Source organism: Streptococcus oralis subsp. tigurinus, from assembly GCF_002096275.1.
Taxonomy (GTDB): domain Bacteria; phylum Bacillota; class Bacilli; order Lactobacillales; family Streptococcaceae; genus Streptococcus; species Streptococcus oralis_CN.
In genome coordinates, this window is sequence record NZ_NCUG01000011.1 from 15,886 (window position 1) to 38,098 (window position 22,213).

At 41.7% G+C, this 22,213-nt stretch carries 26 protein-coding genes; 25 read left to right on the forward strand and 1 reads right to left on the reverse strand.

Annotated features, from left to right (window positions below; translation table 11 throughout):
• Nucleotides 1–21: 21 nt before the first annotated feature.
• The 20 genes from comGA (at nucleotide 22) to gap (ending at nucleotide 17,305) form a co-directional block, all read left to right on the forward strand.
• Entirely contained in the window at nucleotides 22–963 is a 942-nt protein-coding gene (gene comGA, locus B7725_RS00270; protein ID WP_084874104.1) for a competence type IV pilus ATPase ComGA, read from the forward strand.
• Nucleotides 911–1,927 (forward strand): competence type IV pilus assembly protein ComGB, encoded by a 1,017-nt coding sequence (gene comGB / locus B7725_RS00275; RefSeq protein ID WP_084874105.1) that lies wholly within the window; start codon nucleotides 911–913, stop codon nucleotides 1,925–1,927. Before comGA ends, comGB begins: the two co-directional genes overlap by 53 nt.
• 1 nt (nucleotide 1,928) lies before the next feature.
• The gene (gene comGC / locus B7725_RS00280) at nucleotides 1,929–2,252 is read left to right on the forward strand and encodes a competence type IV pilus major pilin ComGC (protein ID WP_084874106.1); all 324 of its coding nucleotides are present in this window, start codon (nucleotides 1,929–1,931) and stop codon (nucleotides 2,250–2,252) included.
• Nucleotides 2,215–2,649, forward strand: a complete 435-nt coding sequence (gene comGD / locus B7725_RS00285; RefSeq protein ID WP_162278983.1) for a competence type IV pilus minor pilin ComGD — start codon at nucleotides 2,215–2,217, stop codon at nucleotides 2,647–2,649. Before comGC ends, comGD begins: the two co-directional genes overlap by 38 nt.
• The gene (gene comGE, locus B7725_RS00290) at nucleotides 2,612–2,914 is read left to right on the forward strand and encodes a competence type IV pilus minor pilin ComGE (RefSeq protein WP_162278984.1); all 303 of its coding nucleotides are present in this window, start codon (nucleotides 2,612–2,614) and stop codon (nucleotides 2,912–2,914) included. The genes comGD and comGE overlap by 38 nt, the downstream gene beginning before the upstream one ends.
• Entirely contained in the window at nucleotides 2,877–3,338 is a 462-nt protein-coding gene (gene comGF, locus B7725_RS00295; RefSeq protein WP_084874117.1) for a competence type IV pilus minor pilin ComGF, read from the forward strand. Before comGE ends, comGF begins: the two co-directional genes overlap by 38 nt.
• Nucleotides 3,316–3,729, forward strand: coding sequence for a competence type IV pilus minor pilin ComGG (gene comGG, locus B7725_RS00300; RefSeq protein ID WP_084874108.1), 414 nt, complete (start codon nucleotides 3,316–3,318; stop codon nucleotides 3,727–3,729). Before comGF ends, comGG begins: the two co-directional genes overlap by 23 nt.
• Before the next feature lie 32 nt (nucleotides 3,730–3,761).
• Complete coding sequence (locus B7725_RS00305; RefSeq protein WP_142357339.1) at nucleotides 3,762–4,349, forward strand: class I SAM-dependent methyltransferase; 588 nt, start codon at nucleotides 3,762–3,764, stop codon at nucleotides 4,347–4,349.
• Between the two features lie 60 nt (nucleotides 4,350–4,409).
• On the forward strand, nucleotides 4,410–5,363 hold the full coding sequence (locus tag B7725_RS00310) for a class I SAM-dependent methyltransferase (RefSeq protein ID WP_084874109.1): 954 nt from the start codon (nucleotides 4,410–4,412) through the stop codon (nucleotides 5,361–5,363).
• Between the two features lie 50 nt (nucleotides 5,364–5,413).
• Nucleotides 5,414–6,604, forward strand: coding sequence for an acetate kinase (locus B7725_RS00315; protein ID WP_084874110.1), 1,191 nt, complete (start codon nucleotides 5,414–5,416; stop codon nucleotides 6,602–6,604).
• A 149-nt stretch (nucleotides 6,605–6,753) separates the two neighbouring features.
• Nucleotides 6,754–7,125 carry a ribonuclease P protein component gene (gene rnpA / locus B7725_RS00320; protein WP_000748120.1) on the forward strand — a complete coding sequence of 124 codons (372 nt, stop codon included), beginning with the start codon at nucleotides 6,754–6,756 and terminating at the stop codon, nucleotides 7,123–7,125.
• Nucleotides 7,100–7,927: a membrane protein insertase YidC gene (locus tag B7725_RS00325; protein WP_193431816.1), complete on the forward strand. Its 828-nt coding sequence runs from the start codon at nucleotides 7,100–7,102 to the stop codon at nucleotides 7,925–7,927. The genes rnpA and B7725_RS00325 overlap by 26 nt, the downstream gene beginning before the upstream one ends.
• Nucleotides 7,928–7,941: 14 nt before the next feature.
• On the forward strand, nucleotides 7,942–8,928 hold the full coding sequence (jag, locus tag B7725_RS00330; protein WP_000242594.1) for an RNA-binding cell elongation regulator Jag/EloR: 987 nt from the start codon (nucleotides 7,942–7,944) through the stop codon (nucleotides 8,926–8,928).
• A 55-nt stretch (nucleotides 8,929–8,983) separates the two neighbouring features.
• Nucleotides 8,984–9,628: a ribonuclease P gene (locus B7725_RS00335; protein WP_084874112.1), complete on the forward strand. Its 645-nt coding sequence runs from the start codon at nucleotides 8,984–8,986 to the stop codon at nucleotides 9,626–9,628.
• A 96-nt stretch (nucleotides 9,629–9,724) separates the two neighbouring features.
• Complete coding sequence (gene tkt, locus B7725_RS00340) at nucleotides 9,725–11,701, forward strand: transketolase (RefSeq protein WP_084874113.1); 1,977 nt, start codon at nucleotides 9,725–9,727, stop codon at nucleotides 11,699–11,701.
• Nucleotides 11,702–11,818: 117 nt separating this feature from the next.
• Nucleotides 11,819–12,139, forward strand: a complete 321-nt coding sequence (yajC, locus tag B7725_RS00345; RefSeq protein ID WP_001069056.1) for a preprotein translocase subunit YajC — start codon at nucleotides 11,819–11,821, stop codon at nucleotides 12,137–12,139.
• Nucleotides 12,140–12,186: 47 nt separating this feature from the next.
• Complete coding sequence (locus B7725_RS00350) at nucleotides 12,187–12,630, forward strand: low molecular weight protein-tyrosine-phosphatase (RefSeq protein ID WP_002876368.1); 444 nt, start codon at nucleotides 12,187–12,189, stop codon at nucleotides 12,628–12,630.
• Nucleotides 12,617–13,030, forward strand: coding sequence for an MORN repeat-containing protein (locus B7725_RS00355; protein WP_000413199.1), 414 nt, complete (start codon nucleotides 12,617–12,619; stop codon nucleotides 13,028–13,030). The genes B7725_RS00350 and B7725_RS00355 overlap by 14 nt, the downstream gene beginning before the upstream one ends.
• Before the next feature lie 296 nt (nucleotides 13,031–13,326).
• The gene (gene adhE, locus B7725_RS00360) at nucleotides 13,327–15,978 is read left to right on the forward strand and encodes a bifunctional acetaldehyde-CoA/alcohol dehydrogenase (RefSeq protein ID WP_084874114.1); all 2,652 of its coding nucleotides are present in this window, start codon (nucleotides 13,327–13,329) and stop codon (nucleotides 15,976–15,978) included.
• Nucleotides 15,979–16,294: 316 nt separating this feature from the next.
• Complete coding sequence (gap, locus tag B7725_RS00365) at nucleotides 16,295–17,305, forward strand: type I glyceraldehyde-3-phosphate dehydrogenase (protein ID WP_000260673.1); 1,011 nt, start codon at nucleotides 16,295–16,297, stop codon at nucleotides 17,303–17,305.
• Between the two features lie 70 nt (nucleotides 17,306–17,375).
• Here gap and B7725_RS00370 read toward each other — a convergent pair whose 3' ends face one another.
• Nucleotides 17,376–18,251 carry an RluA family pseudouridine synthase gene (locus B7725_RS00370; RefSeq protein WP_084874115.1) on the reverse strand — a complete coding sequence of 292 codons (876 nt, stop codon included), beginning with the start codon at nucleotides 18,249–18,251 and terminating at the stop codon, nucleotides 17,376–17,378.
• 86 nt (nucleotides 18,252–18,337) lie between these two features.
• On the opposite strand from B7725_RS00370, the gene pbp2a reads away from it, so the two are divergent.
• The 5 genes from pbp2a (at nucleotide 18,338) to B7725_RS00395 (ending at nucleotide 22,112) form a co-directional block, all read left to right on the forward strand.
• Entirely contained in the window at nucleotides 18,338–20,533 is a 2,196-nt protein-coding gene (gene pbp2a / locus B7725_RS00375; RefSeq protein ID WP_084874116.1) for a penicillin-binding protein PBP2A, read from the forward strand.
• A gap of 52 nt (nucleotides 20,534–20,585) precedes the next feature.
• On the forward strand, nucleotides 20,586–20,738 hold the full coding sequence (rpmG, locus tag B7725_RS00380) for a 50S ribosomal protein L33 (RefSeq protein WP_001809375.1): 153 nt from the start codon (nucleotides 20,586–20,588) through the stop codon (nucleotides 20,736–20,738).
• A 9-nt stretch (nucleotides 20,739–20,747) separates the two neighbouring features.
• Nucleotides 20,748–20,924 (forward strand): preprotein translocase subunit SecE, encoded by a 177-nt coding sequence (secE, locus tag B7725_RS00385; protein WP_000505776.1) that lies wholly within the window; start codon nucleotides 20,748–20,750, stop codon nucleotides 20,922–20,924.
• Between the two features lie 57 nt (nucleotides 20,925–20,981).
• Complete coding sequence (gene nusG, locus B7725_RS00390; protein WP_000376728.1) at nucleotides 20,982–21,518, forward strand: transcription termination/antitermination protein NusG; 537 nt, start codon at nucleotides 20,982–20,984, stop codon at nucleotides 21,516–21,518.
• 120 nt (nucleotides 21,519–21,638) lie between these two features.
• Nucleotides 21,639–22,112, forward strand: a complete 474-nt coding sequence (locus B7725_RS00395; protein ID WP_001049389.1) for a hypothetical protein — start codon at nucleotides 21,639–21,641, stop codon at nucleotides 22,110–22,112.
• Nucleotides 22,113–22,213 lie beyond the last annotated feature (101 nt).

The following is a 22,213-nucleotide window of genomic DNA, read 5'->3' on the forward strand; positions in this document are numbered from 1 at the left end:
TAGTTAGATAAGGAGGGCGGTATGGTACAAGAAATTGCACAGAAAATTATTGCTACTGCGAAAGAAAAGAAGGCTCAGGATATCTATTTTATCCCCAAGGAAAAGTCCTATGAACTTCACATGCGGGTTGGAGACGAGCGGTGTCTAGTTGACTCCTATGAGTTTGATGTTTTAGCTGCTGTGATTAGTCATTTTAAGTTTGTAGCGGGTATGAATGTAGGAGAGAAGAGGCGCAGTCAGCTGGGTTCTTGTGATTATCAGTATGACGAAAAGGTTTCTTCACTGCGTTTGTCCACCGTGGGAGATTATCGGGGACATGAGAGTTTGGTCATTCGTTTGTTGCACGACGAGGAGCAGGATCTGCATTTCTGGTTTCAGGATATTGGAGAACTGGGCAAGCAGTACAGGCAACGGGGCCTCTATCTCTTTGCAGGTCCAGTCGGCAGTGGCAAGACGACCTTGATGCACGAATTAGCCAAGTCTCTGTTTAAGGGGCAGCAGGTCATGTCCATTGAAGATCCAGTAGAAATCAAGCAGGACGACATGCTCCAGTTGCAGTTGAATGAGGCGATTGGCTTGACCTATGAAAATCTGATCAAACTGTCTCTCCGGCATCGTCCTGACCTCTTGATTATCGGTGAAATTCGGGATAGTGAGACGGCGCGTGCAGTGGTCAGAGCCAGTTTGACAGGGGCGACAGTCTTTTCAACCATTCATGCCAAGAGTATCCGAGGTGTTTATGAACGCCTTCTGGAGTTGGGTGTGACGGAGGAGGAACTAGCAGTTGTTCTGCAAGGAGTCTGCTACCAGAGATTAATCGGGGGAGGAGGAATCGTTGACTTTGCAAACAAAGACTATCAAGAACACCAGCCAACTAGCTGGAATGAGCAGATTGATCAGCTTCTTAAAGATGGACATATCACAAGTCTTCAGGCTGAAACGGAAAAAATTAGCTACAGCTAAGCAGAAGAAAATCATCACCTTGTTTAACAACCTCTTCTCCAGTGGCTTTCATTTGGTGGAAATTATTTCTTTCTTGGGCAGAAGTGCCCTGCTGGAAAAGGACTATGTGACCCAGATGCACCAAGGCTTGTCCCAGGGAAAATCCTTCTCAAAAATGATGAACAGCTTGGGCTTTTCAAGTGCTATTGTGACCCAGTTATCTCTAGCTGAAGTGCATGGAAATCTTCACCTGAGTTTGGGAAAGATAGAAGAATATCTGGATAATTTGGCCAAGGTCAAGAAAAAGTTAATCGAAGTGGCGACTTATCCCCTGATTTTGCTGGGATTTCTCCTGCTAATCATGCTGGGATTGAGAAACTATCTACTCCCCCAACTGGACAGTGGCAATATCGCCACCCAAATCATCGGCAATCTGCCACAAATTTTTCTGGGGCTAGTGTTGGTTTGCTCTCTATCTTTGCTTTTAGCCCTCACTTTCTACAAAAGAAGTTCCAAGATGCGGGTCTTCTCGATGTTGGCACGGGTTCCCTTTCTGGGAATCTTTGTCCAGACCTATCTGACGGCCTATTACGCGCGTGAATGGGGCAATATGATTTCACAGGGGATGGAGCTGACGCAGATTTTTCAGATCATGCAGGAACAAGGTTCCCAGCTCTTTAAAGAAATCGGTCAAGATCTGGCTCAAGCCCTGCAAAATGGCCGCGAGTTTTCTCAGACTATAGGAACCTATCCTTTCTTTAAAAAGGAGTTGAGTCTCATCATCGAGTATGGGGAAGTCAAGTCCAAGCTGGGGAGTGAGTTGGAAATCTATGCGGAGAAAACTTGGGAGGCCTTTTTTACCCGAGTCAACCGCACCATGAACTTAGTACAGCCACTGGTTTTTATCTTTGTGGCCCTGATTATCGTTTTACTTTATGCGGCAATGCTTATGCCCATGTATCAAAATATGGAGGTAAATTTTTAAAATGAAAAAACTCATGACAAATTTAAAAAAAGCCAAGGTTAAAGCTTTCACTTTGATTGAAATGTTAGTGGTCTTGCTTATCATCAGCGTTCTTCTCTTGCTCTTTGTGCCCAATTTGACCAAGCAGAAGGATGCCGTAGATGATAAAGGAAAAGCTGCTGTTGTCAAGGTCGTGGAAAGCCAGGCAGAACTTTATCGTTTGGATAAAAATGATGATGCCAGCCTCAGCAAATTACAAGCGGACGGTCGTATCACAGCTGAGCAAGCCAAAGCTTATAAAGACTACCATGCAAAACAAAAAACAAGTCAAACTGTTGCAGATTAAGGCCTTTACCATGCTGGAAAGTCTCTTAGTTTTGGGACTTGTGAGTATCCTTTCCTTGGGCTTATCCGGTTCTGTTCAGTCCAGTTTTGCAGCAGTGGAGGAGCAGGTTTTCTTTATGGAGTTTGAAGAACTCTATAGGGAAACGCAAAAACGCAGTGTAGCCAGTCAACAAAAAAACAGTCTGAACTTAGATGGACAGACGATCAGCAATGGCAGTCAAAAGTTGACTGTTCCTAAAGGAATTCAGGCGCCCTCAGGACAAAGCATTATATTTGACCGAGCTGGGGGCAATTCGTCCCTGGCTAAGGTTGAATTTCAGACTAGCAAAGGAGCGATTCGCTATCAATTATATCTAGGAAATGGAAAAATTAAACGCACTAAGGAAACAAAAAATTAAGGCAGTGATTTTACTGGAAGCAGTAGTTGCTCTAGCCGTTTTTGCCAGCATTGCGACCCTTCTTTTAGGACAAATTCAGAAAAATAGACAAGAAGAGGCAGAAATCTTGCAAAAGGAAGAAGTCTTGCGTGTGTCGAAGATGGCTCTGCAAACAGGGCAAAATCAGGTAAACATAAATGGAGTTGAGATTCAGGTATTTGCTAGTGAAAAAGGATTGGAGGTCTACCATAGTTCAGAGAAATTGCTCGATCTTAAAGAACAGTAAGGTGAGAGCTTTCAGTCTTTTAGAATCGCTGATTGCCCTTATCGTCATTAGCGGAGGTTTGCTCCTTTTTCAAGCTATGAGTCAACTCCTCATTTCAGAAGTTCGTTACCAGCAGCAAAGCGAGCAAAAGGAGTGGCTCTTGTTTGTGGATCAACTGGAGGCAGAGTTAGAGCGTTCGCAGTTTGAAAAGGTGGAAGGCAATCGCCTCTACATGAAACAGGATGGTAAGGATATCTCTATAGGGAAGTCTAAATCGGATGATTTTCGAAAAACGGATACCAGCGGACGGGGCTATCAGCCGATGGTTTATGGACTCAAATCAGCTCAAATTACAGAGGAAAACCAATTGGTTCGCTTTCGTTTCCAATTTCAAAAGGGCTTAGAAAGGGAGTTCATCTATCGTGTGGAAAAAACAAAAAGTTAAGGCAGGCGTTCTTTTATATGCAGTCACCATGGCATCTATTTTTAGCCTTTTATTGCAGTTTTATTTAAATCGGCAAGTAGCTCATCACAAAGACTTTGCCCTAAACAAAGAAAAGTTGATCGCTTTTGCCATGGCCAAGCGAAGTAAAGATAAGGCTGAACAAGAAAGTGGGGAACGAGTCTTTAACTCAGGAAAAGTCACGTATCAAAATACGAAAACAGGTTTTGCAACAAGTGTTCATATGAATAAGGGTAACTATGAATTTCTCTTTCCTCCGATGAAAACCCAAGAAAAGAAAACAGATAAAAAGGAAGAGGTAGCGACTGATTTAAGTCAAGAACCAAATCAGAAAAAAACAGAAAATAAGGCAGATAAGAAAGACAATTCCTAGCCAATTCAACTACTTTGTGTTAAACTAAAAGCATGAAACACGATTTTAATCACAAAGCAGAAACCTTTGATTCGCCCAAAAATATCTTTCTTGCAAACTTGGTTTGTCAAGCAATTGAAAAACAGATTGCTCTTCTATCAGACAAGGAAATACTGGACTTTGGTGGTGGGACGGGTCTGTTAGCCTTGCCTCTAGCTAAGCAAGCCCAATCGGTTACCCTTGTAGACATCTCGGAGAAAATGCTGGAGCAATCCCGTTTGAAAGCAGAGCAACAAGACATCAAGAATATCCAGTTTTTGGAACAGGATTTACTGGTGAATCCTTTGGAGCAACAATTTGACCTGATTGTTGTCAGTCGAGTTCTTCATCATATGCCTGATCTAGATGCGACTCTTGCTATGTTTCACCATCATCTTAGGGAGAATGGACAAGTCCTCATCGCTGATTTTGTCAAGACAGATACCAACCATCATGGCTTTGAATTGCCTAAACTGGAAACCAAGCTCGCCCAGTTTGGTTTTTCGAGCATTGATAGTCAGATTCTTTACAGTGCTGAAGGTCTTTTCCTAGGAAATTACGCAGAACTCTTTTTAACTGTAGCCCAAAAATCACTCGTCTAGTCAGGGAGTGATTTTTCTATAAGGATGGAAAAAAGAAGGGAAATTTGATAAGATAGGAATATGGATTTTGAAAAAATTGAACAAGCGTATACGTATTTACTAGAGAATGTCCAAGTCATCCAAAGTGATTTGGCGACCAACTTTTATGACGCGCTGGTGGAGCAAAACAGCATTTATCTGGATGGTGAAACTGAGCTAAATCGGGTCAAGGAGAACAATCAGGCCCTTAAGCGTTTAGCGCTTCGCAAAGAAGAATGGCTCAAGACCTACCAGTTTCTCTTGATGAAGGCTGGGCAGACAGAGCCCCTACAGGCCAATCACCAGTTTACACCAGATGCCATTGCTTTACTTTTGGTGTTTATTGTGGAAGAATTGCTTAAAGAGGAGGAAATTACTATTCTCGAAATGGGTTCTGGGATGGGAATTCTAGGCGCTACTTTCTTGACCTCGCTTGATAAAAAGGTGGATTATTTGGGAATGGAAGTGGATGATTTGCTGATTGATTTGGCAGCTAGCATGGCAGATGTAATTGGTTTGCAGGCTGGCTTTGTCCAAGGAGATGCCGTTCGTCCACAAATGCTTAAAGAAAGTGATGTGGTCATTAGCGACTTGCCTGTTGGCTATTACCCAGACGATGCCATCGCTTCGCGCTATCAAGTGGCTTCTAGTCAAGAGCATACCTATGCCCACCATTTGCTGATGGAACAAGGCCTCAAGTACCTTAAGTCAGATGGTTATGCTATTTTTCTAGCTCCGAGTGATTTGTTGACCAGTCCTCAAAGTGACTTATTAAAAGGGTGGCTCAAAGACGAAGTGAGTCTGGCTGCTATCATCGCTCTGCCAGAGGATATTTTCTCAACTGCAAGCCAAGCTAAAAGTATTTTTGTCTTACAGAAGAAAAGAGATAAAGAAATAGAACCCTTTGTTTACCCTCTTACTAGCTTGCAAGATCCGTCAGTTTTGTTGACCTTTAAAGAAAATTTTCAAAATTGGAGCAAAGGTACTGAAATATAAAAGAGATTTTGTTATAATAGATGAAAACGCTTAAAAAGAGGTATCATCTTATGACAAAAACAATTGCAATCAATGCAGGAAGCTCAAGCTTGAAATGGCAACTTTATCAAATGCCTGAGGAAAAAGTTTTGGCTAAAGGCTTGATTGAACGTATTGGATTGAAAGATTCAATTTCAACAGTAAAATTTGACGGTCGTTCGGAGCAACAAATTCTTGATATTGAAGACCATACACAAGCCGTTAAAATTTTATTGGATGACTTGATTCGTTTTGACATTATCAAAGGGTACGACGAAATTACAGGTGTCGGCCACCGCGTCGTTGCAGGTGGTGAATATTTCAAGGAATCAACAGTTGTTGAGGGAGACGTGTTAGAAAAAGTTGAGGAATTGGGACTCTTGGCTCCTCTTCACAATCCAGCTAACGCAGCTGGAATCCGCGCATTTAAGGAATTGCTTCCAGATATTACCAGTGTTGTCGTATTTGATACCTCATTCCACACAACCATGCCAGAGAAGGCTTATCGCTATCCTCTACCAACTAAATACTACACGGAAAACAAGGTTCGTAAATACGGTGCTCATGGTACAAGCCACCAGTTTGTCGCAGGAGAAGCAGCGAAACTTTTGGGTCGTCCTCTAGAAGATTTGAAATTGATTACCTGCCATATTGGTAACGGGGCTTCTATCACAGCTGTTAAGGGTGGGAAGTCTGTGGATACTTCTATGGGATTCACACCACTCGGCGGTGTGATGATGGGAACTCGTACAGGGGATATTGACCCTGCTATCATCCCTTATCTCATGCAATATACAGAGGATTTCAATACCCCAGAAGATATTAGTCGCGTTCTCAATCGTGAATCAGGGCTCATGGGAGTTTCTGGTCAGTCAAGCGATATGCGTGATGTGATTGCTGCCATGGAAGCAGGAGACCATGATGCAACTTTGGCTTATGAAATGTATGTCGATCGTATCCAAAAACATATCGGCCAATATCTTGCAGTCCTAAATGGAGCAGATGCGATTATCTTCACAGCAGGTATCGGTGAAAATGCTGCAAACGTACGTGAAGATGTCATCTCAGGTATCTCTTGGTTTGGTTGTGATGTGGATCCAGAAAAGAACGTCTTTGGTGTAACGGGAGATATCTCAACGGACGCAGCGAAAATTCGTGTCTTGGTTATTCCAACAGATGAAGAATTGGTGATTGCACGCGATGTTGAACGCTTGAAAAAATAAGTAAATGCACATAAAATTTGATTGTAGAAAGAAGTTGGGGAAGAGATTTTCCAGCTTTTTTTCTGCAAAAAATGTCTAAAACCTTGCTGTTATTGGCTTTTTCAAAAAATATGGTATAATAGTAGTAATTTAATAGATGGAGTTGAGTTTTGAAGAAAAGCTTTCGTGTAAAAAGAGAGAAAGATTTTAAGGCGATTTTCAAGGACGGAACAAGTTTTGCCAATCGAAAATTTGTTGTCTACCAATTGGAAAACCAGCAAAACCATTTTCGAGTAGGACTGTCCGTCAGCAAAAAGCTGGGGAATGCAGTTACCAGAAATCAAATTAAGAGACGAATCCGACACATTCTACAAAGTGTAAAAGGGAGTTTAGTAGAGCATGTTGATTTTGTCGTGATTGCCCGAAAAGGGGTGGAAACCTTGGAATATGCAGAGATGGAGAAAAATCTACTCCACGTATTAAAGTTATCAAAGATTTACCAGGAAGGAAATGGGAGTGAAAAAGAAACTACAGTTGACTAGTTTGTTGGGCTTGTCCTTGGTTATCATGACGGCCTGTGCAACAAATAGTACAGCTAGCGATATAACAGCAGACTCGACAGATTTTTGGAGTAAATTCGTCTATTTTTTTGCTGAAGTTATCCGCTTTTTGTCCTTTGACATTAGTATCGGAGTGGGGATTATCCTCTTTACGATCTTGATCCGGACGATTCTATTACCAGTCTTTCAGACACAGATGGTTGCCTCTAGAAAAATGCAAGAGGCTCAACCACGCATCAAGGCTTTGCGAGAGCAATACCCGGGTCGTGATATGGAAAGTAGAACCAAGCTAGACCAGGAGATGCGTAAGGTTTATAAAGAGTTAGGAATCAAACATTCCTCCTCTCTCTGGCCGATTTTAATACAAATGCCGGTTCTCTTGGCGCTTTTTCAAGCCTTGAGTCGAGTAGACTTTTTGAAAACAGGTCACTTTTTATGGATTAATTTGGGAGGAGTAGATACAAGTTTTGTCCTTCCGATTTTGGCGGCAGTCTTTACCTTCTTGAGTAGCTGGTTATCGAATAAAGCTTTGTCTGAAAAAAGTGGAGCTACGACAGGGATGATGTATGGTATGCCTGTATTGATCTTTGTTTTTGCCATCTCCGCCCCAAGTGGTGTAGCCTTGTACTGGGCTGTATCCAATGCTTACCAAGTTCTGCAAACCTATTTCTTGAACAATCCTTTCAAGATTATTGCTGAAAGAGAAGCAGTGGCGCAAGCAGAAAAAAATTTAGAAGGCAAGAAGAGAAGAGCTTTGAAAAAAGCACAGAAGAAGAAAAAATAAGGAGGAATCTGGTAATGGTATTATTTACAGGTTCAACGGTTGAAGAAGCAATCCAAAAAGGATTGAAAGAATTAGACATTCCAAGAATGAAGGCCCACATCAAGGTCGTTTCGAAAGAGAAAAAAGGGTTCTTAGGCTTGTTTGGTAAGAAGCCAGCTCAAGTTGATATCGAAGCGATTAGTGAAACGACAGTAATCAAAGCCAATCAACAGGCTGTCAAAGGGGTTCCAAAAGAAGTTAATGAAAAGAATGAACCAGTGAAGACCGTCAGCGAAGCAACAGTTGATTTGGGGCATGTAGTGGAAGTCATCAAGAAGATTGAAGAAGAAGGTCAAGGTGTTTCTGAAGAGGTCAAGGCTGAAATCCTGAAAAATGAAAAGCATGCCAGCACGATTTTGGAAGAAACAGGTCATATTTCAATTTTAAATGAACTTCAAGCAGAAGATGTTATTGAGGAAGTGGAATCTGCTCCGGAAAAAGAAACTGAAACGCAGGAAGCAGCAAGCCAATCGTTGGAAGACTTGGGCTTGAAAGTAGAGCCAAGTTATGATATCGAACAAGTGGCAACTGAAGTAGCTAGCTACGTTCAAACCATTGTAGATGATATGGATGTTGAAGGGACGATTTCAAGCGACTACAATCGCCGCACCATCAATCTTCAAATTGACACCAATGAACCAGGTCGTATTATCGGCTATCACGGAAAAGTCTTGAAAGCTCTTCAACTGTTAGCGCAAAATTACCTTTACAATCGCTATTCGAGAACGTTCTACATCACAATCAATGTCAATGATTACGTTGAACACCGTGCAGAAGTCTTGCAAACCTACGCTCAAAAATTGGCGACTCGCGTTTTAGAAGAAGGACGTAGCCAACAAACAGATCCAATGTCAAATAGCGAACGCAAGATTATCCATCGCATTATTTCACGCATGGATGGCGTGACGAGTTACTCTGAGGGTGATGAGCCAAATCGCTATGTTGTCGTAGATGCAGAATAAGCAAAGTAAAATCAGGGTCATCCTGATTTTTTGCTAGAAAAGGAAAGATTCAGATATGCTGAAAGCAGTTAGAGAATACCTATCATTTGCAGGAGTCCAGTATCGTAATCCTGATAAAGCTGGTGATGAAAGAGAAAAGATGTTGACCTTGCGGAAAAAAGGTCAAGAGGCTCGGAAGTCTTTTACAGAACTGGCTAAAACCTTTCAAGCTAGTCATCCAGAATGGAAACTGCAACAGACTAGCCAGTGGATGAACCAAGCGCAGCGTTTGCGACCGCATTTCTGGGCCTATCTTCAGAGAGACGGACAAGTGACAGAACCTATGATAGCTCTTCGTTTGTATGGAACACCTGCTGACTTTGGGATTTCTTTAGAGGTCAGTTTCATCGAGCGTAAGAAAGACGAACAGACCTTAGGCAAGCAAGCCAAGGTTTTAGAAATTCCAGTGGTAGAAGGAATTTATTATCTAGTCTACTCAAATGGGGAAAGTCATAAGATGGAGGCTACTGAGGAGAACCGTCGTACTTTACGCGAGAAGGTGAGAAGTCAGGAAGCCCGAAAAGTCTTAGTCAAGTCAGATGTTTCCCTCATTGAAAATCAGTCAGTAGAAGCGATATTGGAGGAGCTAGAAGACGCTTATACTCGCTTGCTCCCGTACTATGAAGTGACGAGGGAATGGAAAATCAAATGTGTTAGATGAACGCAAATTGTTTTATTGCTATTCTATGCATTTTTTCATATAATAGAAAAATAGGATGTGTGATTCATTAATCGCCTCAAAGAGAAAGGAAATTCTATGTCAAATCTATCTGTTAATGCAATTCGTTTTCTAGGTATTGACGCCATCAACAAAGCAAACTCAGGTCACCCAGGGGTGGTTATGGGGGCAGCTCCGATGGCCTATAGCCTCTTTACAAAACAACTTCGTATCAATCCAGCTCAACCAAACTGGATTAACCGTGACCGCTTTATTCTTTCAGCAGGACATGGTTCAATGCTTCTTTATGCCCTTCTTCACCTTTCTGGTTTTGAAGATGTCAGCATGGATGAAATCAAGAACTTCCGCCAATGGGGTTCCAAAACGCCAGGTCACCCAGAATTTGGTCATACAGCAGGAATTGATGCTACAACAGGTCCTTTAGGACAAGGGATTTCAACTGCTACTGGTTTTGCCCAGGCAGAACGTTTCCTAGCAGCAAAATACAATCGTGAAGGCTACAATATCTTTGACCACTATACTTACGTTATCTGTGGAGACGGAGATTTGATGGAAGGTGTCTCAAGCGAGGCGGCTTCATACGCAGGCTTGCAAAAACTAGATAAATTGGTTGTTCTTTATGATTCAAATGATATCAACTTGGATGGTGAGACAAAGGATTCCTTTACAGAAAGTGTTCGTGACCGTTACAATGCCTACGGTTGGCATACAGCCTTGGTTGAAGATGGAACAGACCTTGAGGCTATTCATGCCGCTATCGAAACAGCTAAAGCTTCAGGCAAACCATCTTTGATTGAAGTGAAGACTGTAATTGGATACGGTTCTCCAAATAAACAGGGCACTAATGCTGTACACGGTGCCCCTCTTGGAGCAGATGAAACTGTGGCTACTCGCCAAGCTCTCGGTTGGGACTACGAGCCATTTGAAATTCCAGCTGAAGTTTATGCAGATTTCAAGGAAAATGTTGCAGATCGTGGCGCATCAGCTTATCAAGCTTGGACAAAACTAGTTGCTGATTATAAAGAAGCATATCCAGAACTTGCAGCAGAAGTTGAAGCAATCATTGACGGACGTGACCCAGTTGAGGTAACTCCAGCAGACTTCCCAGCATTAGAAAATGGCTTCTCTCAAGCAACTCGTAATTCAAGCCAAGATGCTTTGAATGTTATCGCAGCTAAGTTGCCAACTTTCCTAGGTGGATCAGCAGACTTAGCTCACTCAAACATGACCTATATCAAGACTGATGGACTTCAAGACGATGCCAATCGCTTGAACCGTAACATTCAGTTTGGTGTTCGTGAATTTGCAATGGGAACAATCTTGAACGGGATGGCTCTTCATGGTGGACTTCGTGTATACGGTGGTACTTTCTTTGTCTTCTCTGACTATGTGAAAGCAGCGGTCCGTTTGTCAGCCTTGCAAGGACTTCCTGTGACTTATGTCTTCACCCATGACTCTATTGCGGTTGGTGAAGATGGTCCAACTCACGAGCCAGTTGAACACTTGGCAGGGCTTCGTGCAATGCCAAATCTAAATGTTTTCCGCCCAGCAGATGCGCGTGAAACACAAGCAGCTTGGTACCTTGCGGTGAAAAGCGAAAAAACACCAACTGCTCTTGTCTTGACACGCCAAAACTTGACTGTTGAAGAGGGAACAGACTTTGACAAGGTTGCAAAAGGTGCCTATGTTGTCTATGAAAATGCAGCAGACTTTGATACCATCTTGATTGCAACAGGTTCAGAGGTGAATTTGGCTGTCGCAGCTGCCAAAGAATTAGCTAGTCAAGGTGCAAAAGTCCGTGTAGTCAGCATGCCATCGACAGATGTCTTTGACGCACAAGATGCAGCTTACAAGGAAGAAATCCTTCCAAATGCAGTTCGTCGCCGTGTTGCAGTCGAAATGGGTGCAACTCAAAACTGGTACAAGTATGTTGGTCTTGATGGTGCCGTTCTCGGTATTGATACTTTCGGAGCATCTGCCCCAGCACCAAAAGTATTGGCAGAGTATGGATTTACAGTTGAAAATCTAGTCAAAGTTGTTCAAAACTTGAAATAATTGCAGAAATCAGAGTGAAAACTCTGATTTTTTATAACCATAAAAACAAGGTACAACCTTGTAAAAGTAGCTGAAATTTGATATAGTAGTCCTATGTAAAAGACAAAGGAGAAAACAATGAATCCAAATATTACTTTTTTAATCATGCTTGTAGGTATGATGGCCTTGATGTTCTTTATGCAACGTTCTCAAAAGAAACAAGCTCAAAAGCGTATGGAAAGCTTGAACAAGCTTCAAAAAGGCTATGAAGTTATTACAATTGGCGGCCTTTACGGAACAGTGGATGAAGTAGACACTGAGAAGAGAACAATCGTACTGGATGTAGATGGGGTCTATTTGACTTTTGAATTGGCTGCTATCAAGACCGTTTTGCCGCTCAAAGAGGCTGTGACACCAGAAGGAACAGTTGTTGACGAAAGTGGAGCAATCGAAGAATAAAACGGGACCTGTCACTCCCGTTTTTCTATGAAGTGAGAGGAAAAGGGATGAGAAAAATAGTATTTGTGTGCTTAGGGAACATCTGCCGTAGCCCCATGGCAGAGTTTGTGATGAAATCCATGACGAGCGATTACCAGATTGAGAGTCGTGCGACTTCGTCTTGGGAACATGGCAATCCGATTCATAAGGGAACGCAAGGGATTTTCCAGCAATATCAGATTCCTTATGACAAAGACAAAACATCACTCCAGGTTCGTAGAGAAGATTTTGAGTCATTTGATTACATTATCGGGATGGATGCTTCAAACGTTTCAGATCTGCGTCAAATGTGTCCTCAGGAATTGCAGCATAAGATCTACCCTTTTGCATCTGAAAGTGTTCCAGATCCTTGGTATACAGGAGATTTTGAGGAAACCTATGCTCGCATCACAAGTGGCTGTAAAAGCTGGCTAGATCGATTAGAAAATGAGAGTGACAATGGAAAAGCTTAAACAAATCTATGAAAAGTATAGAGTTTACCTAACTCGCCCTAGGCTAGAGTTCATTGCAGTAGTCGTAATTGCACTCTGTGCCCTTTCGGTATTTCTACTAAATACACCCAAAAAGGGTGTCCTGACACTTGATGGTGGTGCACTTGTTTATGATGGTACCCTGGTACGAGGGAAAATGAATGGTCAGGGGACCATGACCTTTGAAAATGGGGACCAATATACAGGTGATTTCAATAATGGAGCCTTTAATGGAAAAGGAACGTTCCAATCAAAAGATGGCTGGAAATACGAAGGTGATTTTGTAAATGGCCAGGCTGAAGGTCAAGGAAAGTTGACGACAGAGCAAGAAGTTGTCTATGAAGGAACCTTTAAACAAGGCGTTTTCCAACAAAAACAGTAGTCTCCAGATGAGGAGGCTATTTTTAAAAGCAAGAAAGAAAGCGTTTTCTCTGCTCGGATTTGATAAATAGCTATCAACTAGAAAAAACTTTGTGAAATAAAAAAATATTTTTCATAATTTCACAATCATCCAGATAAAACTCTATTGCACAGGTGGGTTGAGAAAAAATTCACAAACTTAGGAAATTTCTTTGTGAAATGCTTATGAAACTGTTTACAAAGTATAAAAAAAGAGTTATAATGAACTTGTGAAAAAATTAACAAAGGATAACATCCTTAATGGCTATGGAGGATAATATGGCTGATAAAAAAACAGTAACACCAGAGGAAAAACAACTTGCTGCTGAAAAGCATGTCGACGGTCTCGTGAAAAAAGCCTTGGTTGCGCTTGATGAAATGCGCAAGTTGAACCAAGAGCAAGTTGACTACATCGTAGCAAAAGCGTCTGTTGCAGCACTTGATGCGCACGGTATCCTTGCACAACACGCAGTTGAAGAAACTGGTCGTGGTGTATTTGAAGATAAGGCGACAAAAAATCTATTTGCCTGTGAACACGTAGTGAACAATATGCGTGGAGTTAAAACAGCTGGAGTTATCGAAGATGATCCAATTACAGGTTTGACGAAGATTGCGGAGCCGGTCGGAGTTATTTGTGGTATCACTCCAACAACAAACCCAACTTCAACAGCGATTTTCAAATCATTGATTGCTTTGAAGACACGTAACCCAATTGTTTTCGCCTTCCACCCATCAGCTCAAGAATCTTCTGCTCATGCTGCACAAATCGTTCGTGATGCAGCCATCGCAGCCGGTGCACCTGAAAACTGTGTTCAATGGATTACAGAGCCATCTATGGAAGCAACTGGGGCACTTATGAACCACGAAGGTGTTGCGACTATCCTCGCAACTGGTGGGAATGCTATGGTTAAAGCTGCATACTCATGTGGAAAACCAGCTCTTGGGGTAGGTGCCGGAAACGTACCTGCTTATGTAGAAAAATCTGCTGACCTTCGTCAAGCTGCTCATGACATCGTTATGTCTAAATCATTTGATAATGGGATGGTCTGTGCATCAGAACAAGCCGTTATCATTGATAAAGAAGTGTATGACGAATTTGTAGAAGAATTCAAATCATACCACACTTACTTTGTAAACAAAAAAGAAAAAGCTCTTCTTGAAGAATTCTGCTTCGGAGCTAAAGCAAATAGCAAAAACTGTGCTGGTGCTAAACTAAACGCAAACATCGTTGGTAAACCAGCTGCATGGATTGCAGAACAAGCAGGATTCAGCGTGCCAGAAGGTACGAACATCTTGGCTGCGGAATGTGCAGAAGTAGGACCAAAAGAACCATTGACTCGTGAAAAATTGTCACCAGTTATCGCTGTATTAAAAGCTGAAGATACAGAAGATGGTCTTACAAAAGCTCGTCAAATGGTTGAATTTAACGGACTCGGTCACTCAGCGGCTATCCATACAAAAGACGAAGCTCTTGCTAAACGCTTTGGTACAGAAATCAAAGCTATGCGTATTATCTGGAACTCTCCATCTACTTTCGGTGGTATCGGTGACGTATACAACGCCTTCATTCCATCCTTGACACTTGGATGTGGTTCATACGGACGTAACTCAGTTGGTGATAACGTTAGCGCTATTAACCTCCTTAACATCAAGAAAGTAGGGAAACGTAGAAATAATATGCAATGGTTTAAAGTTCCTTCAAAAATTTACTTCGAACGCAACTCTATCCAATACCTTCAAACATGTGAAGATATTGAACGCGTTATGATTGTTACAGATAAATCTATCGAAAAACTTGGTTTTGTTCAACGCATTATTGACCAATTGAACAAACGCAGCAACCGTGTAACTGTCCAAGTCTTCTCAGACGTTGAACCAGACCCAGATATTACAACTGTAGAACGTGGTACTGAAGTAATGAGAGCATTTGAACCAGACACAATCATCGCTCTTGGTGGTGGTTCTCCAATGGATGCAGCGAAAGTAATGTGGCTCTTCTACGAACAACCACAAATCGACTTCCGTGACTTGGTTCAAAAATTCATGGACATCCGTAAACGTGCCTTCCGCTTCCCATCACTTGGTAAGAAAGCGAAATACATCGGTATTCCAACAACTTCAGGTACAGGTTCAGAAGTAACACCATTTGCCGTTATCTCTGACAAGAAAAACAACCGCAAATACCCATTGGCTGACTACTCATTGACACCAACTATTGCGATTGTTGACCCTGCTTTGGTTGAGTCAGTTCCAGATTTCATCGCTGCTGATACAGGTATGGACGTCTTGACTCACGCGACTGAAGCTTACACTTCAAACTTTGCTAACGACTACACAGACGGTATCGCCCTTCAAACAATCAAACTTGTCTTTGAATGGTTGGAAAAATCTGTTAAGACAGCTGATCCAGAAGCTCGCGAAAAAATGCACAATGCATCTACAATGGCTGGTATGGCCTTTGCCAATGCCTTCCTTGGTATGAGCCACTCAATGGCCCACAAGATCGGTGCGGTTCACCATACTGTTCACGGACGTACAAACGCTATCTTGCTTCCATACGTTATCCGTTACAATGGTACTCGTCCATCTAAGACGACTACATGGCCTAAATACAACTACTGGAAAGCTGATGAGAAATTCCAAGACATCGCGAAAATGCTTGGCTTGCCTCACTCAACTCCAGAAGAAGCAGTTGAAGCATACGCTAAAGCTGTTTACGAACTTGGTGTTGCAGTAGGTATCAAGATGAACTTCAAGGATCAAGGAATTGATGAAAAAGCTTGGAAAGACAGCTTGCATGAAATTGCTTTGCTTGCTTATGAAGATCAATGTTCACCTGCTAACCCTCGCTTGCCAATGGTAGCTGACATGGAAGAAATCATGGCAGATGCTTACTATGGTTATGCAGAACGTCCAGGACGTCGCAAATAATCGTTTATCAGCCTAGAGACAGGAGAAATCCTGTCTCTTTTTTGTGAACTCAGATAGACCTGGAATTAAGGTTGAGTGTGGAACTGGAGATAATATGCGGACATTATAAAAGATTGTAGGGATATATTTAAAAATTAAAGAATAAGTGAATGAAAAGGAGTGGAAAAGTAGAAAAGCAAGAGAGAAAATCGACGCCCGTACTTGCAATTAAACTCAAATAGTTATATAATAGGTTTGTTGAAAGGTGATTTGTAGTGATTCAAGTTACTCTTTTCACAATAAAATTTTCATGATTTTCATAAGGAGGAAATCACTAATGGTAGTTAAAGTTGGTATTAACGGTTTCGGACGTATCGGTCGTCTTGCTTTCCGCCGTATCCAAAACGTAGAAGGTGTTGAAGTTACTCGCATCAACGACCTTACAGATCCAGTGATGCTTGCACACTTGTTGAAATACGATACAACTCAAGGTCGTTTCGACGGTACTGTAGAAGTTAAAGAAGGCGGATTTGAAGTTAACGGTAAATTCGTGAAAGTTTCTGCTGAACGTGATCCAGAACAAATCGACTGGGCTAACGACGGTGTAGAAATCGTTCTTGAAGCAACTGGTTTCTTTGCTACTAAAGCAGCTGCTGAAAAACACTTGCACGCTGGTGGTGCTAAGAAAGTTGTTATCACTGCTCCTGGTGGATCAGATGTTAAAACAGTTGTATTTAACACTAACCATGACATTCTTGATGGTACTGAAACAGTTATCTCAGGTGCTTCATGTACTACAAACTGTTTGGCTCCAATGGCTAAAGCTCTTCATGACAACTTCGGTATCGTTGAAGGTTTGATGACTACTATCCACGGTTACACTGGTGACCAAATGGTTCTTGATGGACCACACCGTAAAGGTGACCTTCGCCGTGCTCGTGCTGCTGCAGCTAACATCGTTCCTAACTCAACTGGTGCTGCTAAAGCAATCGGTTTGGTTATCCCTGAATTGAACGGTAAATTGGACGGAGCTGCTCAACGTGTTCCTGTTCCAACAGGTTCTGTAACTGAGTTGGTAGCAGTTCTTGATAAGAATGTTACTGTTGATGAAGTAAACGCAGCTATGAAAGCAGCTTCTAACGAATCATACGGTTACACTGAAGATCCAATCGTATCTTCTGATATCGTAGGTATGTCATTCGGTTCATTGTTTGACGCAACTCAAACTAAAGTTCTTGACGTTGACGGTAAACAATTGGTTAAAGTTGTTTCATGGTATGACAACGAAATGTCTTACACTTCACAACTTGTTCGTACTCTTGAATACTTTGCAAAAATCGCTAAATAATTCTTGAGTCGACAAAAAAGCAAGGCTTTCTGGCCTTGCTTTTTTGTATATATAAGAATAGATGATAATGTCATCCATTCTTTTTTAATTCTTTTTCAAAAGTATCCGATAGAGCAGTGAAACTCAATTTTTCTAAGGTGAGTGGATGGGTAAAAGAAAGGCGAAAAGCATGAAGCATAAGCCGACTTGTTTTTGATTTACTATTATAGAGAGGGTCGCCCAAGATAGGATGCTTATGATGAGAAAGGTGAATACGGATCTGATGCGTTCGACCGGTCTTTAGCTTACAACGAACCAGAGAAGTCTTGTTTGGAAATTGCTTTAATCGACTTACCTGTGTTTCAGCATGTTGCCCATTTTTGGGATCCACCACTCGTTTTCTGCGATCGTGTCGATCACGACCGATTTTATCTCGGAAGACAAGTTCTTTACTCTCTACTCGTCCTTCTACGAGTGCCCAGTACTCGCGAGCGATTTCTTTTTTCTCCAACAAGCGATTGAGAATGGGAAGAATAAAAGGGTTCTTAGCAAAAAGCACTAAACCGCTTGTTTCCATATCCAGGCGATGAACGACATAACAGGTTTGGCCGACGTAGGCACTGACATGATTGAGAAGGGCGATTTCGTTTGGTTGATTACCGTGAGTTTTCATACCCTCAGGTTTGTTGACGACAATAAGATGTTGGTCCTGATAAACTTCTTGAACGAGGTCTGGATTTCCCCAAAGTATTTCCTTTTTGGGATAATCTTCCTCGTCAAAAGTCAATTGGCAAATATCCCCTGGTTTTACCATCTCGTTCCAGTGAACTTCTTCGTGGTTAATTAAGATGTTCTTCTTGGTTCTCAAAAAGTGACGGATTTTTCTAGGGATGAGGAGTTGTTCCTCTAGAAATTGTTTGACCGTCATTTGAGGCAGGGATTCGGGTAATGTAAATATGAATTGCATACAGATATTGTAACAAAAAAAGCCCTATTTGGATAGGGAGTAGCTAAATTCTTGAGTTCCCATGGTGAAGATGATAAAATAAACGCATGAAATTAGATAAATTATTTGAGAAGTTTCTTTCTCTCTTTAAAAAAGAAACGAGTGAATCGGCGGAGTCGGATTCTACTAGCATGCGTCGTTCTCGGAACGATAGAAAAAAATTGTCACAAGTAGGACCAATTCGGAAATTTTGGCGTCGTTATCATCTGACAAAGATTGTCATTATTTTAGGGTTAAGTGCAGGTTTGCTAGTAGGAACCTACCTATTTGCGATAGCCAAGTCTACCAATGTCAATGACTTACAAAATGCCTTGAAAATGCGAACTCTGATTTTTGACCGCGAAGAAAAAGAGGCTGGCGCCCTATCCGGTCAAAAGGGAACTTATGTTGAGCTGACAGATATAAGTAAAGACTTGCAGAATGCTGTCGTCGCGACAGAGGACCGTTCCTTCTATAAAAATGACGGGATTAACTACGGTCGTTTCATCCTAGCTATTGTCACAGCAGGTCGTTCTGGAGGTGGTTCTACCATCACCCAACAGTTGGCGAAAAATGCTTATCTGTCTCAGGACCAAACCGTTGAACGGAAGGCCAAGGAGTTTTTCCTTGCCTTAGAGTTGACAAAGAAATACAGCAAGGAGCAAATCCTTACTATGTACCTCAATAACGCCTACTTTGGAAATGGAGTGTGGGGTGTTGAAGATGCAAGTAAGAAATATTTTGGTGTATCGGCTTCACAACTAACGCTTGATCAGGCGGCGACTCTAGCAGGGATGCTCAAGGGACCAGAATTGTATAATCCATTAAATTCTGTTGAAACTTCAACCAACCGTAGGGATACTGTTTTGCAAAATATGGTTGTAGCAGGTTATATTGATAAAAATCAAGAGACCGAAGCAGCTGGAGCAGATATGGCTTCTCAACTGCAAGATAAGTATGAAGGGAAGATTTCGGATTATCGTTACCCGTCCTATTTTGATGCAGTTGTCAACGAAGCCGTCTCCAAGTACAATTTAACAGAAGAAGAAATTGTCAACAACGGCTATCGAATCTATACAGAACTTGACCAAAACTACCAAGCCAATATGCAGGTTGTTTACGAAAATACCTCACTATTTCCAAAGGCAGAAGACGGAACACATGCCGAATCAGGTAGTGTCGCTTTAGAGCCTAAAACAGGTGGGGTGCGTAGCGTTGTTGGCAGCGTAGCTGGCGATGACAAACCGGGCTTCCGCAATTTCAACTATGCTACTCAGTCTAAGCGTAGCCCAGGCTCAACTATCAAACCTTTAGTGGTTTATACGCCTGCAGTAGAAGCAGGATGGGCCTTAAACAAGCAACTGGATAATCATACGATGCAGTACGATAGTTATCAAGTGGACAATTATGCGGGCATTAAGACATCTCCAGAAGTACCTATGTATCAGGCTTTGGCTGAATCACTCAATTTACCGGCAGTTGCGACTGTAAATGCATTAGGTATTGACAAAGCTTTTGACGCTGGGGAGAGATTTGGCCTGAATATGGAAAATGTTGATCGAGTTCTTGGAGTCGCTCTCGGTGGAGGCGTAGAGACGAATCCCCTCCAGATGGCGCAAGCCTATGCAGCCTTTGCTAATGAAGGTCTGATGCCTGAAGCGCATTTTATCACTCGTATTGAAAATGCCAGTGGCCAGGTCATCAAGAGTCATAAAAATTCCCAAAAACGAGTGATTGATAAGTCGGTAGCCGATAAAATGACCAGCATGATGCTAGGAACATTTACCAATGGTACAGGAATTAGTTCGTCGCCAACAGATTATGTTATGGCTGGAAAGACAGGTACTACTGAGGCTGCTTTTAATTCAGTATATACTAGTGACCAGTGGGTGATTGGCTATACTCCAGATGTGGTAATTACCCACTGGCTCGGTTTCCCGACGACGGATGAAAACCATTATCTGGCAGGTTCGACATCAAATGGAGCAGCCCACGTCTTTAGAAGTATGGCTAATACCATTTTGCCTTACACTCCAGGTAGCACTTTTACAGTTGAGAATGCTTATAAACAAAATGGGATTGAACCAGAAAATACTAAAAAACAAGCTATTGAAAATGAGGCAAACCAGTCGGAGGATCCGATAGCGGATATTCGTAGTCGTGCACAAAATCTTGTAGATGAAGCGGGACGTGCGATTTCAGAAGCTAAGATAAAAGAAAAAGCCCAGACAATATGGGACTCATTCCTTAATCTATTTCGTTAAGAGGCTTGTCAAAGCCTAGGTTTCTTGTTATAATAGACAAGATGGAGGCGTTATGGCACTAAAAAAAGCAAGCCTAGCTTGTGCAGTTTGCGGTTCAAGGAATTACTCAATCAAAATTAGTGGGAACCCCAAGCCAACACGACTAGAAGTAAATAAATTTTGTAAACATTGTGGAAAATATACGACACATAGAGAAACGAGATAGGAGAGAACGATGGGTTTTATTAAGGATATTTTTAAACTTCTTAAAGAAACAACTTGGCCAACTCGCAAAGAAAGCTGGAGAGATTTTCGCTCTATTATGGAATATACAGCCTTCTTTGTGGTCATCATTTACATTTTTGACCAGTTGATTGTTTCAGGTTTGATTCGATTTATTAACATTTTTTAGAAGAAAAGTGGAGAACTTCTGCTAGCTTTCTCCTATATATGTATGAAAGGAAATATCATGGATAGTTTTGACAAGGGATGGTTTGTTCTACAAACTTATTCTGGCTATGAAAATAAGGTAAAAGAAAATCTATTGCAACGTGCACAAACATATAACATGTTGGATAATATTCTACGTGTTGAGATTCCAACACAAACTGTGCAAGTTGAGAAAAATGGAAAGAAAAAAGAAATTGAAGAGAATCGCTTTCCAGGTTATGTCCTTGTAGAAATGGTCATGACAGATGAAGCATGGTTCGTCGTTCGAAACACACCGAACGTAACAGGATTCGTCGGATCCCACGGCAACAGATCAAAACCAACTCCGCTATTGGAACAAGAAATTCGTGATATTCTGGTTTCAATGGGACAAACTGTTCAAGAGTTTGATATTGATGTTGAAGTTGGTCAGACAGTCCGCATCATTGATGGCGCTTTTGCAGACTACACAGGTAAAATTACTGAAATTGATAACAACAAAGTGAAGATGATTATCTCTATGTTTGGTAATGATACGATTGCAGAAGTAAACCTAAACCAAATTGCAGAATTATAATCCCAGAGAGGCCTTGCCTCTCTTTTTATGTGCCGTTGAGAGAGAAAGAAGTATAGAATAGAGGAAATAGATTCATGGGTTCGTGCATTTTGCTAAACTAAATGCAGAAAGGAGAGGCCTATGAATCTGAAAGAACTATACGAAGAAACGAAGGGGATTGTCCATAAGTGTCGCAAAGATTATCATCTACATCTGTGGGAGAAAGAGGACTGGGACCAGGAGGGCATGATGTGCCTCTATGAACTGGTCAGTAGCCATCCAGAGTTGCTAGAGGGTGAGCGCCATCGACTATATGTCTGCTTTAAAACAAAATTTAGAAATCGCATCCTGGATAATATTCGAAAACAGGAAAGCCATAAGCGCCGTTTCAACAAAGAACCCTATGAAGAGGTGAGTGAGATTAGCCATCGCCTAGGAGAAAAAGGACTCAGACTGGATGATTATTATCTCTTTCACGAACTTCTAAAGACTTACAAATCCAAGCAAAGTGAGGAGAAACAAGAGTTAGTGGACCGTCTCATGGGAGGGGAAGTCTTCAGAGGACGTAAAGCTCTTCTAAGAGAACTTTCCCTTATTTTTTCAGAATTTCGATAAAGAGGAAAAAAGCTCTTGACAAAGTAGGAAAAGTAGGTATAATAGAAAGAGTTGAAAAGCTCAAGGTCCGTTGGTCAAGGGGTTAAGACACCGCCTTTTCA